This window comes from Paenibacillus hubeiensis, assembly GCF_032334105.1.
GTDB lineage: Bacteria > Bacillota > Bacilli > Paenibacillales > Paenibacillaceae > Paenibacillus > Paenibacillus hubeiensis.
Genome location: NZ_JAVYAE020000005.1, coordinates 281,848 through 295,293, shown reverse-complemented (window position 1 = coordinate 295,293; position 13,446 = coordinate 281,848). Strand labels below are relative to the sequence as shown.

At 53.0% G+C, this 13,446-nt stretch carries 11 protein-coding genes and 2 riboswitches; of the genes, 7 read left to right on the top strand and 4 right to left on the bottom strand.

The window, feature by feature from the left end; all coding sequences use genetic code 11:
* The first annotated feature begins 39 nt into the window (after positions 1 to 39).
* Both RSX24_RS16560 and ptsP read left to right on the top strand, forming a co-directional pair.
* The gene (locus RSX24_RS16560; protein ID WP_236415504.1) at positions 40 to 315 is read left to right on the top strand and encodes an HPr family phosphocarrier protein; all 276 of its coding nucleotides are present in this window, start codon (positions 40 to 42) and stop codon (positions 313 to 315) included.
* Positions 308 to 2,014, top strand: a complete 1,707-nt coding sequence (gene ptsP, locus RSX24_RS16555) for a phosphoenolpyruvate--protein phosphotransferase (RefSeq protein WP_339274208.1) — start codon at positions 308 to 310, stop codon at positions 2,012 to 2,014. The genes RSX24_RS16560 and ptsP overlap by 8 nt, the downstream gene beginning before the upstream one ends.
* A 197-nt stretch (positions 2,015 to 2,211) precedes the next feature.
* Here ptsP and gcvPB read toward each other — a convergent pair whose 3' ends face one another.
* The 3 genes from gcvPB to gcvT all read right to left on the bottom strand — a co-directional run bounded on the left by gcvPB (position 2,212) and on the right by gcvT (position 6,289).
* Positions 2,212 to 3,687 (bottom strand): aminomethyl-transferring glycine dehydrogenase subunit GcvPB, encoded by a 1,476-nt coding sequence (gcvPB, locus tag RSX24_RS16550; protein ID WP_343261260.1) that lies wholly within the window; start codon positions 3,685 to 3,687, stop codon positions 2,212 to 2,214.
* Between the two features lie 95 nt (positions 3,688 to 3,782).
* Positions 3,783 to 5,138, bottom strand: coding sequence for an aminomethyl-transferring glycine dehydrogenase subunit GcvPA (gene gcvPA, locus RSX24_RS16545; RefSeq protein ID WP_343261226.1), 1,356 nt, complete (start codon positions 5,136 to 5,138; stop codon positions 3,783 to 3,785).
* Positions 5,135 to 6,289, bottom strand: coding sequence for a glycine cleavage system aminomethyltransferase GcvT (gene gcvT / locus RSX24_RS16540; RefSeq protein ID WP_343261225.1), 1,155 nt, complete (start codon positions 6,287 to 6,289; stop codon positions 5,135 to 5,137). Before gcvT ends, gcvPA begins: the two co-directional genes overlap by 4 nt.
* Before the next feature lie 185 nt (positions 6,290 to 6,474).
* Positions 6,475 to 6,575, bottom strand: a riboswitch (glycine riboswitch).
* Positions 6,576 to 6,578: 3 nt separating this feature from the next.
* Positions 6,579 to 6,696: riboswitch (glycine riboswitch) on the bottom strand.
* A gap of 333 nt (positions 6,697 to 7,029) precedes the next feature.
* Between gcvT and gcvH the strand changes: the two genes are divergently transcribed.
* From gcvH to RSX24_RS16515, 5 genes are all read left to right on the top strand, one after another.
* Positions 7,030 to 7,422: a glycine cleavage system protein GcvH gene (gcvH, locus tag RSX24_RS16535; protein ID WP_236415507.1), complete on the top strand. Its 393-nt coding sequence runs from the start codon at positions 7,030 to 7,032 to the stop codon at positions 7,420 to 7,422.
* A gap of 449 nt (positions 7,423 to 7,871) precedes the next feature.
* Complete coding sequence (locus RSX24_RS16530; protein WP_343261224.1) at positions 7,872 to 9,335, top strand: PTS mannitol transporter subunit IIBC; 1,464 nt, start codon at positions 7,872 to 7,874, stop codon at positions 9,333 to 9,335.
* Positions 9,336 to 9,349: 14 nt separating this feature from the next.
* On the top strand, positions 9,350 to 11,431 hold the full coding sequence (locus tag RSX24_RS16525; protein ID WP_343261223.1) for a BglG family transcription antiterminator: 2,082 nt from the start codon (positions 9,350 to 9,352) through the stop codon (positions 11,429 to 11,431).
* Complete coding sequence (locus RSX24_RS16520; RefSeq protein ID WP_236415513.1) at positions 11,428 to 11,862, top strand: PTS mannitol transporter subunit IIA; 435 nt, start codon at positions 11,428 to 11,430, stop codon at positions 11,860 to 11,862. Before RSX24_RS16525 ends, RSX24_RS16520 begins: the two co-directional genes overlap by 4 nt.
* Positions 11,859 to 13,004: a mannitol-1-phosphate 5-dehydrogenase gene (locus RSX24_RS16515; protein ID WP_339274201.1), complete on the top strand. Its 1,146-nt coding sequence runs from the start codon at positions 11,859 to 11,861 to the stop codon at positions 13,002 to 13,004. Before RSX24_RS16520 ends, RSX24_RS16515 begins: the two co-directional genes overlap by 4 nt.
* Positions 13,005 to 13,172: 168 nt before the next feature.
* On the opposite strand, the gene RSX24_RS16510 is transcribed toward RSX24_RS16515, so the two are convergent.
* Entirely contained in the window at positions 13,173 to 13,412 is a 240-nt protein-coding gene (locus tag RSX24_RS16510) for a cysteine-rich CWC family protein (RefSeq protein ID WP_236415517.1), read from the bottom strand.
* Positions 13,413 to 13,446 lie beyond the last annotated feature (34 nt).

Sequence of the window (13,446 nt, the reverse complement as noted above, 5' to 3'; positions counted from 1 at the left end):
CAATGCCTAAATCAAATTCATGAAAGCGAGATGATTGTAATGCAACAAACATTCAGAATTACAGACGAAGACGGTATCCACGCACGCCCGGCGACAGCCCTGGTTAATAAAGCAAACCAATTCAAAGGCGCAGAATCCTTTGCAGAAGCTAACGGTAAAAAAGTAACCCTGAAATCCATCCTGGGCGTTCTTTCCCTGGGTCTGGAGCAAGGCGACACCATCACGATCATCTCCGAAGGCGATGAGGCTGCTGACGCTCTTAAAGCACTGACTGACGTTATGGTTAACGAAGGGCTGGGCGAAATCCATGCTTAATGTTTCCGGGATCGCGGCTTCGGCGGGCATTGCCATCGCCAAGGCGTTTATCTTGGAGCATCCCGATTACTCTGTAGAGAAACGTCAAATTACCGATGTTGACGCAGAGATCGCTAAACTCGACTCGGCTTTGGGGAAATCCCAAGCTGAGCTCGAAGCGATCAAAGAGCGCACGATGCAAGAGCTTGGCGAGAAAAAAGCGGAAATTTTCGCTTCGCATTTGCTCATTCTGAACGACCCGGAACTGATTGATCCGGTCAAAGCGAAAATTGCGGAGGAAATGGTCAGTGCAGAGTTTGCATTGAACGAAACGGCTTCCCAATTTATCGAAATGTTCGAAAACATGAAAAGTGCTTACCTGCAGGAACGTGCAGCAGACATGCGCGACGTAACGAAGCGTGTGCTGAACCACCTGCTGGGCATCGAATTCATGAGCCCTGCCGAAATCAGTGAGGAAGTGATCGTGCTTGCGGAGGATTTGACGCCTTCCGACACGGCTCAGTTGAACCGCAAATATGTTAAAGGCTTTGCCACAAACATTGGCGGACGCACGTCCCACTCGGCAATCATGGCACGCTCCCTGGAAATTCCTGCGGTTGTGGGAACCAAGGACATCCTGACCCAGGCCAAACACGGTGATTTGATCATCGTTGACGGCCTGGACGGACATGTGCTCGTAAATCCTTCGGATGACGTAGTCGCCGAGTATCGTTCCAAACAGGAACAATACGACGCACAACGCGCCGAGTGGAGAAAATTGCGTGACGAACCAACCGTGACGGTGGATGGCGTGCACGTTGAATTGGCGGCAAACATCGGTACGCCAAACGATGTTGCCGGCGTATTGGAAAACGGCGGCGAAGGCGTAGGCCTGTACCGTACCGAGTTCCTGTACATGGGCAGAGACAAACTTCCTTCCGAGGACGTTCAGTACAATGCGTACAAAACGGTGCTCGAAAAAATGGAAGGCAAACCTGTCGTTGTCCGCACGCTCGACATCGGTGGAGACAAGGAGCTTCCTTACCTTGACCTGCCGAAAGAAATGAATCCATTCTTAGGCTTCCGCGCGATTCGTCTGTGTCTGGACCGTCAAGATATTTTCCGTACACAGCTTCGTGCTTTGCTGCGCGCCAGCGTGCACGGGAACCTGCGCATCATGTTCCCGATGATCGCCACGCTCGGCGAGTTCCGTGAAGCAAAAGCCGTCCTGCTCGAAGAGAAGGATAAGCTGGTAGCTGAAGGGATTGCTGTTTCCGACAGCATCCAACTCGGTATCATGGTCGAAATCCCTTCGACTGCAGTTCTTGCGGATCAATTTGCCAAAGAGGTTGATTTCTTCAGTATCGGAACGAACGATCTGATTCAATACACCATGGCTGCTGACCGTATGAACGAACGTGTCTCTTACCTGTACCAACCATACAATCCTGCTATTTTGCGTTTGGTCAAAATGGTCATCGATGCGGCGCATCGTGAAGGAAAATGGGCTGGCATGTGTGGAGAGATGGCTGGAGACGAAACGGCAATTCCGTTGCTGCTTGGTCTTGGACTGGATGAGTTCAGCATGAGCGCAACCTCCATTCTGCCAGCTCGCAGTCAGATCACGAAATTGTCCCGTGCCGAGATGCAGGAACTTGCTGCCAAAGCACTGGATATGCAAACCGCTGAGCAAGTGGTTGAACTGGTTAAAAGCATCTAAGCATCACTGGGTTCGGGGTTTCCCCGATGTTTAAGGGTCTTTTCTTTTTCCGATTGAAGGGGCTGCAGCGATGCAGCATATGGATGCCGGTGTCTGCGTAAAGCGGATGCCGGCTTTTTTTCCTCGATTGCAAATGCCGGCCAAGAAAGCCGCACACGGTTGTCGATAACCTTGTGCGGCTTTTTGTTATGGCCTGATCAACTGCAGGCGCAGTTCAACACAGGCTTGCGTGCAGCAGTTGTTTCGTCGAGACGGGTCACAGGCGTGCTGTAGGGTGCATTGAGCACGACCTCCGGCGTTTCCTCAGCTTCCTTCGCGATGCGGATCATCGTATCGATGAAACCGTCAAGCGTTTCCTTGCTTTCCGTCTCGGTCGGTTCGATCATGATGCACTCCTCCACATTCAATGGGAAGTATACCGTTGGCGGATGGTAACCGAAATCGAGCAAACGTTTGGCGACGTCAAGCGTGCGTACGCCGTATTGCTTGAGGCCGCGTCCCGACATGACGAATTCGTGCTTGCACACCCCCGGATACGGAATCTCGTAATAAGGAGCGAGCCGGGCCATCATGTAATTGGCGTTGAGAACGGCGCATTCGGAAACGCGGCGCAAGCCTTCCGGCCCGTAGGTGCGGATGTAAGCATATGCGCGTACCAAGATGCCGAAGTTGCCGTAAAATGCTTTGACCCGACCGATCGATTGGTCCCCGGCATGATCAAGCGTATATCGGCCTTCATCATCGCGTATGACGACAGGTTTTGGCAGGAACGGAACAAGCAGACTTTTCACGCCAACCGGACCGGCTCCAGGACCGCCGCCGCCATGTGGAGTGCTCATCGTTTTATGCAAATTGAGATGCACGACGTCGAAGCCCATGTCGCCAGGCCGGGCGATGCCCATGATGGCATTGGAATTTGCGCCGTCGTAATAGAGCAAGCCGCCGGCCTCATGCACGATCGAGGCAATTTCCTGAATGTCCTTTTCGAACAGGCCAAGCGTATTCGGATTGGTCAGCATCAGAGCCGCCGTATCGCTGCCGACGGCTGTGCGCAAGGCGTCCAGATCGACGAGCCCATCCGAACGGGAAGGGATGGTTACGGTCTCGAAGCCGGCAACGGTAGCGCTGGCCGGGTTGGTGCCGTGGGAGGAATCCGGCACGATGACTTTGGTGCGCGTTTCGCCCCGGCTTTCGTGATAGGCCCGAATCATCATCAGCCCCGTCCATTCGCCATGCGCGCCAGCGGCAGGTTGAAGGGTTACGGCATCCATGCCGGTCAGGCCGGCAAGGTCGTTTTGCAGCGTGTACAGCAGTTCAAGCGCCCCTTGGATGCTGGATTCGTGCTGATAGGGGTGGATTTTGGCAAAGCCGCTGTATCGGGCGACGTCTTCGTTGATTTTTGGATTGTATTTCATCGTGCACGATCCTAACGGGTAGAAGCCGTTATCCACGCCGAAGTTGCGACGGGAAAGGGCGGTGTAATGCCGGATGACATCCACTTCGTAAACCTCAGGCAATGCGGCTGCTTCGGAGCGAAGCATTTCCCGGGGAATCAGGGATTCGATCTCTTGCCTTGGCACATCGCATTCCGGCAGGGAATAGGCGACGCGCCCGGGGCTGCTCAACTCAAAAATAAGCGATTGCTCGGGAGTGACGTTGGCGGCGGGGTTTATCGCGGTTTCTGTGTTGGCATCCCTGTTATTTCCGTTTATGTCTTGAACTGCGGATTTCGTTCCGGTTTGCGTTGTTTGCGTTGTTGTCTCCTGCGTCACAGCGATCCCTCCAGTACACGTGCGAATTCGTCGATCTCTTCTTTGCTGCGGCGTTCGGTTACGGCAATCAGCAGATGTCCGGCCAGTTCCGGATAATGGCGCCCCAGATCATAACCGCCGATAAAACCTTCCTTGAGCCATTTCAACTGCAGTGCTTCGATATTCGTTCCTTCCGGCAGCCGAATGACAAATTCATTAAACGTAGGTGTGGAAAATGCAATGCTCACGCCCGGAATGGCTTGCAGAATCCGGCGGGCATAATGGCTCTTCTGAACATTCAGGTCGGCCACGTCGATCATGCCTTGTCTGCCCATGGTGGACATGTAGACGGAGGCGCTAAGGGCAAGCAGCGCTTGATTCGAGCAGATGTTGGACGTCGCCTTCTCGCGGCGAATGTGCTGCTCGCGGGCTTGCAGCGTCAGCACAAAACCGCGTTTGCCGCTGCGGTCGGTCGTCTGGCCGACGATGCGTCCGGGAATGCGGCGCATGTGAGCCTGGGATACGGCGAAATATCCGCAAGTCGGTCCGCCGAGCGAAGCGGCGATGCCAAGCGGCTGCGCGTCGCCGACGACGATGTCGGCGCCAAGCTTGCCGGGAGCTTCAAGCAGGCCAAGCGACAGCGGGTTCGCGCTAACGACGAGCAGGCCTTTGTGCGCATGCACGAGGTCTGCGGCCTGTTTTACATGTTCCAGAGCTCCGAAGAAGTTGGGGCTTTGAATCATGACGGCAGCGGTGTCCCCGGATACGGCGGCTTGCAGGGCATCCCAGTCGGTCACGCCGTCTTTGTGGCCAATCTCGACGATCTCCAGATTAAGGCCGTGAGCATATGCTTTCAGGACTTGGCGGGACTCGGGATGCACTGTGCTGGACACGATCAGCTGCTTGCGGCGGGTGGCCGCAGCAGCCAGATTCCCGGCTTCCGCAAAGGCTGTAGCGCCGTCATACATGCTGGCATTGGCAACGGCCATGCCGGTCAACTCACAGATGTATGACTGGAATTCAAAGATCGCTTGCAGCTCCCCTTGGCTGATTTCCGGTTGATATGGTGTGTAAGCTGTGTAAAATTCGGATCGCGAGATGACGTGATTGATGACGGAAGGAATGTGATGATCGTAAATGCCGGCGCCAAGAAAGCTGGCGTGTGTATCGAAATGGGCGTTAGCTCCGGCCTGTTTGGCCATATGGCGACTCAGCGCGTGTTCGTCGAGCCGGGAAGAAACGGGCAGTTCGCCCTGGAAACGAATGTCTTCGGGAATGTCGCGGAACAGGTCGTCGATCGTATCCACGCCAACCGTTGCCAGCATGGCGTTCTGATCCTGCTCGGTCATCGGGATGTAACGGTGCTTGGTCATGTTAGATCAGCTCCTTGGATGGTCTCTTTTGCATCAGGTGTCTTTGGTGCGCGCGTCCGTTTGTAAAAAGGGGTTTTGACGACCTCGGCTTTCAATGTTTTGCTGCGAATCCCGATCTCAAGCGGAGTACCCAGCGCAGCATACCTGCTGTCGATCAGGGCGAGCCCCAGATTGCGCTTCAGCGTAGGGGATTGGGTGCCGGTCGTCACTTCGCCGATCTGTACGCCATCCGCATAGATCGGATAGTGCGGCCGGGGAATTCCGCGCTCCAGCACTTCAATGCCAACCAGCTTGCGAGCAGGGCCTTCGTTCTTTTGCTGCAGCAGCGCTTCCTGACCGATAAACGGTCCGGCATTCCATTTCACGAACATGCCAAGCCCGGCTTCAAGCGGAGAAATGGTCGCGGACAGCTCTTGTCCGTACAACGGCAATCTTGCTTCAAAGCGCAGCGTATCCCTTGCGCCAAGTCCGGCAGGAATCAGTCCGTGCGTTGCTCCGGCTTGCAGCAGTCCTTCCCAGATCCGGGCGGCCTGATCGGCCGGGACGTAGAGCTCGAATCCATCTTCGCCCGTGTAACCCGTGCGCGAGAGCAGGAGCGTAACGCCGCATACGTCGGCATCGCGGACAAACCGGAACGGCTCGATGTCGCCGAGATTCGTACCCGTTGTGACTTTGGCCAGAATATCGGCAGCCAGCGGGCCTTGCAGCGCCAAAAGCGCGGTCTCTTCGGATACGTTGCTCATCTCAACACCGACAATGATGTGCTCTTGCAGCCATACCCAATCCTTTTCGATATTGGAGGCGTTGACGACCAGCATATAGCGCTGTTCTTCCAGTTTGTAGATGAGCAGGTCATCGACGACCCCGCCACTCGGATAACACATCAATGTGTACTGGGCTTGCCCGGGAACCAGCAATGTCACGTCATTGGTCGTCATTTGCTGCAAAAAGGCCTCGGCCTGTTCGCCTTGGACTATGAATTCACCCATGTGGGATACATCAAACAATCCTGCACGTTCGCGCACGGCCTCATGCTCTTTCTGGATGCCGCTGAACTGCACGGGCAGTTCCCAGCCGCCAAAATCGATGCAGCGCACGCCTTCGAATTGCTGATAATGCGGGAAGAGAGGGGTTCTTAACAAATCGGACATCATATCACCTCGTTTTAGGCCGCCGGAAGGGCCGATTGTGAAACGAAACCGCGAAAAAGGGATGGTCTATACGTCATGAGGAAGCTGCCTTATGCAGGATTCTTATGCACTGTTTTCGTTTTTTTGGGAAAAAGGAAAAGGACAGGCCAAAGAACCGGCATGCGGCAGCATGCTGAATTCCTGGGCTCTGTCCTTGGTACCTGAGAGTTACCCCGGCGCAGATTGCGTCAGGTTTCCCCTTGGGTGATCAAAACGCCCTTCTTGGGCGAATGGATGCTCTCCAGAGTTGCGTCCCGTAAAAGTCCTTTTGCCTGAGAGATTCACCCGCCGCTTGTCGGGGGTTTACTCCTTCGGCGCCACCACACGATCCCGAAGCGGGACGGGGCGATCTCTCCCTTTACGTTCATCCGCGAATATTGCTTCTGTCAGTTGTTTCTCCCCTCAATTAAAACGCGTTAAAGCTATTTGTGTCAAGAACTATATCATAAGAATAGAGAATAAAAGCGAATATTTGTTTTCTATCTCCTTTTAATGTTCGTGTTTCCGACAAGGTAGCGATTCCATATCCAGTATATGATTGAATGCCTATAAAAAGGATGTCACTTTTTGGAGGGTGAAAAGAATATATTGTTAGGTATATTGACATTTATGGCCGACATGTCATACGCTATGTTTTGGGAAAAAGGGAAGGTCAAGGAACGCATGCACTCCACTAATGAAAAAGCGAGGCGGATAACCAAATGAGCGAATTGAGAAACGATTTCCTGTACAGTGAAGAACACGAATGGGTGCAAACCGTCGGTGAAAATACTGTGCGTATAGGCATAACCGAATTCGCGCAGCATCAGCTGGGTGACATTGTGTTTGTTGAACTGCCTGACCTTGACTCGAATGTGCAAGCGGAGGCAGGCATTGGAACGATCGAATCCGTAAAGACGGTTTCGGATTTGTTTGCGCCCGTGGGAGGAATCGTTGTGGCCGTAAACGAGGCGCTGCAAGAGGCGCCGGAGCTGGTCAACACTTCTCCTTATGAAGAAGGCTGGATGGTTGAAATCCGCGTGGACGGCGATTTGAGCGCGGCGCTGTCAGGGCTGCTGGACGCGGATGCCTACCGGAAGCATACCGAAGAATAATCGTTTGCACTAATTTACGTATTATTACTGAAAATAAAAGTGTATATTTCATGGGTTTGAAAAGCCGATGCGGCCAAGCTGCCGCTTGGCTTTTTTGCGTTGTTTAAGGGGAAAGTCTGAAAGGGTGTATCTCTTGTGCCTCTTAAAAAACACTGTTTTTTTATATTATGCATTCTTGTTTTAATAAGCCAGGGCTATGATTGGGCATGATACATAGAAGGAATCGGTACGTTACTGTTGAACTTGCGACAACGCAAAACAGATCCAATTTAAATCTTGTCATCAACGTTCATGACGGGAGTTGATTTTCATTTCGTTGTAAGGGATACCGTTTTCATTTAGTATGAACTTGAAAATCACGAATACAAGATTTGTACCTTTATTCATCTGAACTGCGTGTTGATATGTTCAGTCGAGTCAAGGTTTAACATGTTGAGGAGGTTATCAATATGAGTTCAGTGGACGCAAAGTCCGGGAAAGCCGAAGGACTGCGGGTAGGCGTGCAAAAGTTCGGACGTTTCCTGAGCGGCATGGTTATGCCGAACATGGGTGCATTTATCGCATGGGGCTTGATCACGGCTTTATTCATACCGAAGGGTTGGTTCCCTAACGCCGATTTTGCGCAGCTCGTTGATCCGATGATCAAATATTTGCTGCCATTGCTGATCGGTTATACGGGCGGTACGATGGTGCATGGCACGCGCGGGGGCGTCGTCGGTTCGATTATGACCATAGGCGTCATCGTGGGCAGCGACATTCCGATGTTTCTTGGCGCAATGATCGCAGGTCCGCTTGCGGCTTGGATCATCAAACAGTTTGACAAAGCCGTTGAAGGCAAAATCAAATCCGGTTTTGAAATGTTGGTCAACAACTTCTCTGCCGGTATTATTGGCGGAATTCTGGCCTTGATCGCCCTGAAAGGGATCGGCCCTCTGATTGAGGCGCTCAGTAAAATTCTGTCCGCGGGCGTTCAAGGATTGATGGATCTCGGCTTGCTGCCACTCGTCAACCTGATCATCGAGCCGGGAAAAGTGCTTTTCCTGAACAATGCCATTAACCACGGGATTTTGACGCCTTTGGGAACGGATCAGGCTAGAGATCTCGGTCAATCCGTACTGTTCATGCTGGAATCAAATCCGGGTCCCGGACTTGGTATCTTGCTGGCATATTGCTTCTTTGGCCGTGGTTCTGCGAAATCTTCGGCTCCAGGTGCTGCCATCATCCATTTCTTTGGCGGGATTCACGAAATTTATTTCCCTTACATCCTGATGAGACCGATCCTGATCCTGGCCACTATTGCGGGTGGCGTCGCTGGAACGCTGACGTTCATGTTGACGGGTGCGGGACTCGTATCCGCTCCATCTCCGGGAAGTATCATCGCCTATTTCTTGTTGACACCTAAGGGCGGGTACGTTCCGATGTTGGCAGGCGTAATCATTGCAGCGGTCGTTTCCTTCCTGGTTGCTGCCGTTCTGCTCAAAACGGGCAAACAAAAAGACGAGGATTTGGAAGCTGCATCCAACCGGATGAAAGAAATGAAAAATCAAGGCAAGACGGCGAACGAAACCGTAGCCAACGACAACCGTGAAGCAGACCGTGCGGCAGACATCGGGGCTTCCGCAGTGAAGAAAGATGTCAACAAAATCGTGTTCTCGTGCGACGCGGGAATGGGATCAAGCGCGATGGGTGCTTCGATTTTGCGGAAGAAAATGAAGCAGGCCGGTGTGGACGTGAACGTCACCAATACGGCGATCAGCGAAATTCCGCAGGATGCGGATATCGTCATTACGCAAAAAACGCTGACCGACCGGGCCAAAACGGTCGCGCCGAACGCGGAGCACATCTCCATTGAAAACTTCCTGAAGAGCCCGGAATACGAGGCACTGGTTGAACGCCTCAAATCCAATTCCTGAACGGAACCACAACAATGAATATTTCGAAGCGGCAACGCGAGATTTTGGAATTTCTCCTGCAGCAGACCAAAGAAGTGACCGCCGGGGACATCGCGGCCCGGATCAATGTGAGCACCAGAACGATATTGAGGGAACTTAGCGCATTGGAAGAAAAACTGGTCTCTTACGGGGTCGAAATCAAAAAAAAATCCGGGATCGGCATCTATTTAGATGCAGATCCCTCCTGTCTTTCACGGCTAAGACAACAGCTGTTTCAAGTCGAGCCGATGGAATGGACGCCCGAAGAGCGCAAAATTTACGCGCTCAGCCTGCTTCTGGACGATAATCAAGAGCCCATTAAGCTGCTCGCGATCGCATCCGATTTGAAAGTCACCGTCGTAACGGTCAGCCACGATCTCGATGAATTGCAATCATGGATCGAGGAGCAGGGACTCGTTCTGGTGAGAAGACGTGGATACGGCGTGGAGATTACCGGGAGCGAATCTCATATCCGTCGGGCAATGGTGGAACTTGCCATGGAGCATTTGGACGAATCGGATCTGTTCGGCGCCCGATCGGAGCATACCAACTCCAAGGCAAACGACAAGCTGCTCGAAATCATCGGGCATGGTCATGTATTGAAAGTAGAAAACGCCTTATGGCAGCCCGATATCGAATGGCTGGAGAACATGCCTGAGCGCCAGTACATGAGATTGCTGCTGCAATTGTCGGTGATGGCGGCCCGTGTCAACAAAGGCCGTGCGATCGAGAACGATATGCCGCACGTACAGATCGCTGAAGACAGTGTTCCGGAATATATGGCTTTGCGTCTCTGCACCATTCTTGCCAGTGAACTGGGCATCGAACTCGATTTGGCGGAGCGGAAATACGTTCACGGCCTGCTGATCGAAGCCAGGCAATTGATGCATACCACCCGGCTGCTGCCGGTGGATGATCTGCTTGTGCTTGACCGGGTCGTTTCGCTGATCGACAGCATGGAGAAGATCACGCATTACGATTTTCATGAAGACCGGCTGCTGCGCGAAGGTTTGATTGCCCATATGGAGCCTGTTCTGGAACGAATCGAAGGGCGGCAGCTGATCCGCAACCCTTTATTGCAGCAAATCCGCCAGGATTACGAAGCCTTGTTCGCGGACGTTAAACGGGCGGTAAATGATGCTTGGCATGGCATTGAAGTACCTGATGAGGAAATCGGTTTTTTGGTCATGCATTTTGGGGCTTCCATTGAACGGTTGCGGACGCTGAAGCGCGAGGTCAGAGCCGTCATTGTGTGCACCAGCGGCATCGGATCGTCGCGCATGCTCTCAAGCAGGCTCGCCAAGGAAATTCCCGAAATTCGCATTGTGGACAGCGTGTCTTGGTACGAAGCGGCCCGAATTCCTAAGGAGCAGTACGATCTCGTATTGTCGACCGTGGATTTGCCGATGGAAAAGCACCAGTACTACAAAGTCAGTCCGCTATTGACCGGAGAGGAAAGCGAACAGCTTCGGCATTTTATCAAAACGACGACGCTGCAGCGGGAACACAGCCCGCCTTCAAGCGGGCATTCCCCTGTCGTTCGCGAAACGCAGTGGTCAGGACTTGAGGCCATGCTGGTAGAGATCGTGCGAATCATCGGCGAGTTCCAGGTATTTCCGTTGGACAATAAGGGCCTGGGATTGGATGAAACAGTCTATGCCATGTGCAAAATACAGCATGAGCGCGGCGTGCTTCAAGCTCCGCACAAAGTAACCAAATTGCTGGAGGCCCGTGAAAAAGCAGGCAGCCAGAAAATTCCGGGCACTTCGCTCGCCTTGTTTCACACGCGCAGCGAAGGCATCTACAGGGCATCGATCAGCTTGTTCCAACTGACGCAGCCGCTGCTGATGTCCGAAGACGACCCGGAAGGCGTCAGCCACGTCTTGCTGATGCTGGGCCCTTGGGAGCTGTCGAAGGAAAGCCTGGAGGTGCTTAGCGAAATCAGCGCCCTGCTTCTGCAGGAAGAAATGATCGAATTGTTGGAAAAAGGGAACAGGGATGATCTCATTCATTATCTTTCCCGTGAACTGGTCGGATTTTATCGCAGCAAAACCGAAATTGGAGGGCAACAACCATGAGTATTTTAACGACAGACAAAGTCGTCCTGAACGCGACGGCGCAAGATAAATATGAAGCGATTCGCATGGCCGGGCAAGTGCTGAAAAATGCTGGCCACATTACGGCGGAGTACATCGACAAAATGCTGGAGCGAGAAGAGATCGTATCGACGTACGTCGGTAACGGGCTTGCCATTCCGCATGGCACGAAGGAATCGAAAGGATTTATTTTGTCCACCGGCATCTCGGTTATTCAATTCCCGCAAGGTGTTGACTTTGGCGACGAGAAAGCATACATGGTCATCGGCATCGCCGCGCAAGGCGGAGACCACATGGAAATACTGACCAGCATCGCGGTCATTTGTGCAGAAGAAGAAAATATGGAGATTCTGCGCCATGCCAAAACGGCCGAAGAAATCATCACTCTTCTTGAAAGCGAAATGGAACTATGAAGGCATTACATTTTGGTGCAGGCAACATTGGACGGGGCTTTATCGGGCTGATCCTTTCCCGCGCAGGCTATGAGGTCGTTTTTTCGGACGTGAACCAAGGGCTGGTGTCCACGCTGCAGCAGCGCAAACAGTACACGGTGGAATTGGCGAACGAATCCAAAGACACGGAAACGGTCACCCATGTTGATGCTATCGACGGGACCAACCTGGACACCGTTGCGGAAACGGTGGCGGAAGCGGACCTTGTCACCACTGCCGTTGGCGTTAACATTTTGAAACATATTGCACCGGGTATTGCCAAAGGACTCGAAAAGCGGCTGGGCAAAGGCGGAGCGATCGAACCGCTGCACATCATCGCTTGCGAGAATGCGATCGGTGCCAGCACGCAGCTGAAAGACCATGTCTATTCGCTGCTGGAGGAGTCTACTCGGCGCTTGGCAGACCAATATGTTTACTTCCCGGATTCCGCCGTGGACCGGATCGTTCCGATTCAGCATCATGAGGATCCGCTGCATGTTCAGGTAGAGCCTTTCTATGAATGGGTCGTGAATCGTTCACAGATGTCTCCTGCGTTCAACCCGATTGAAGGTGTCATGTATGTGGAGGATCTGGAACCGTACATCGAGCGCAAGCTGTTCACCGTAAACACGGGACATTGTGTTGCGGCTTATATCGGCAACGTCTACGGTTACGACACCATTCAGCAAGCCATTGCCGACGAGAAGGTCCGGTCCATCGTGCATGGTGCTTTGCAGGAGACGGGAAATGTGCTTGTGAAACGGTTTGGGTTCGATGCCGAGGAACACGGGAAATATATTTCGAAAATATTGGATCGTTTCCGCAATCCGTACCTTACGGACGAAGTCTCGCGCGTAGGAAGATCTCCGCTGCGCAAATTGTCCCCGAACGATCGGCTCGTACGCCCGGCTACCCAGGCTTACGAATACGGAATGGAGACCGTGCATTTGGCCATGGGTATGGCAGCGGCCTGCAAATTTGACGTGGCTGAGGACCCGGAAGCCGTCGAACTTCAAGGCCTGATTCGCCAAAAAGGCGTTGCTGCTGCGCTGAGCCAGGTGACATCCCTGGACGAATCCCATCCGGTGCTGCAACAGGCCGTGAAGTACCACTCTGAAATGTAACGTTCAATCAAGAGAGGACTGCTTCTAGCAGTTCAAACAAAAAGGAGCGAACCACCCCGGATGATCGGGGCGATTCGCTCCTTTTGTCATGCTTGAATTATTCGAGACCACTCTTGGCGAGAGATTCCCCTTGTCGAGTAAACATTCAGACTAAGGCATATGCTTCGTTCATGCGTTGGCACGCTTGGTATAATCTTCGACGCACCGCTGACAGATGCAGGACTTCCTGCGCTGCGCGGGCGGAATGCGATCCAGAATGCCTTCCGGAAATTCGGCGGCCTTGCACCAGCATTCCTCATGAGGCCGGCCTGCCGCGTACGTGCATCCGTTGGCTTCGCCGCACAGCGGGCAGGTCAAAGCATTGGCTATGCGCAGGTTGTCGTGCACGGAACCCGATTCCAAACTCATGGGCAGCCCCTCTTTCTAATAGCGTTCCTTTCCC

Excerpts from the sequence above, each read along its gene's own strand:
- RSX24_RS16560 (WP_236415504.1), top strand. The coding sequence starts at position 40 with ATGCAACAAACATTCAGAATTACAGACGAAGACGGTATCCACGCACGC.
- ptsP (WP_339274208.1), top strand. The coding sequence starts at position 308 with ATGCTTAATGTTTCCGGGATCGCGGCTTCGGCGGGCATTGCCATCGCC.
- gcvPA (WP_343261226.1), bottom strand. The coding sequence starts at position 5,138 with ATGACCAAGCACCGTTACATCCCGATGACCGAGCAGGATCAGAACGCC.
- gcvT (WP_343261225.1), bottom strand. The coding sequence starts at position 6,289 with ATGTCCGATTTGTTAAGAACCCCTCTCTTCCCGCATTATCAGCAATTC.
- gcvH (WP_236415507.1), top strand. The coding sequence starts at position 7,030 with ATGAGCGAATTGAGAAACGATTTCCTGTACAGTGAAGAACACGAATGG.
- RSX24_RS16530 (WP_343261224.1), top strand. The coding sequence starts at position 7,872 with ATGAGTTCAGTGGACGCAAAGTCCGGGAAAGCCGAAGGACTGCGGGTA.
- RSX24_RS16525 (WP_343261223.1), top strand. The coding sequence starts at position 9,350 with ATGAATATTTCGAAGCGGCAACGCGAGATTTTGGAATTTCTCCTGCAG.
- RSX24_RS16520 (WP_236415513.1), top strand. The coding sequence starts at position 11,428 with ATGAGTATTTTAACGACAGACAAAGTCGTCCTGAACGCGACGGCGCAA.
- RSX24_RS16515 (WP_339274201.1), top strand. The coding sequence starts at position 11,859 with ATGAAGGCATTACATTTTGGTGCAGGCAACATTGGACGGGGCTTTATC.
- RSX24_RS16510 (WP_236415517.1), bottom strand. The coding sequence starts at position 13,412 with ATGAGTTTGGAATCGGGTTCCGTGCACGACAACCTGCGCATAGCCAAT.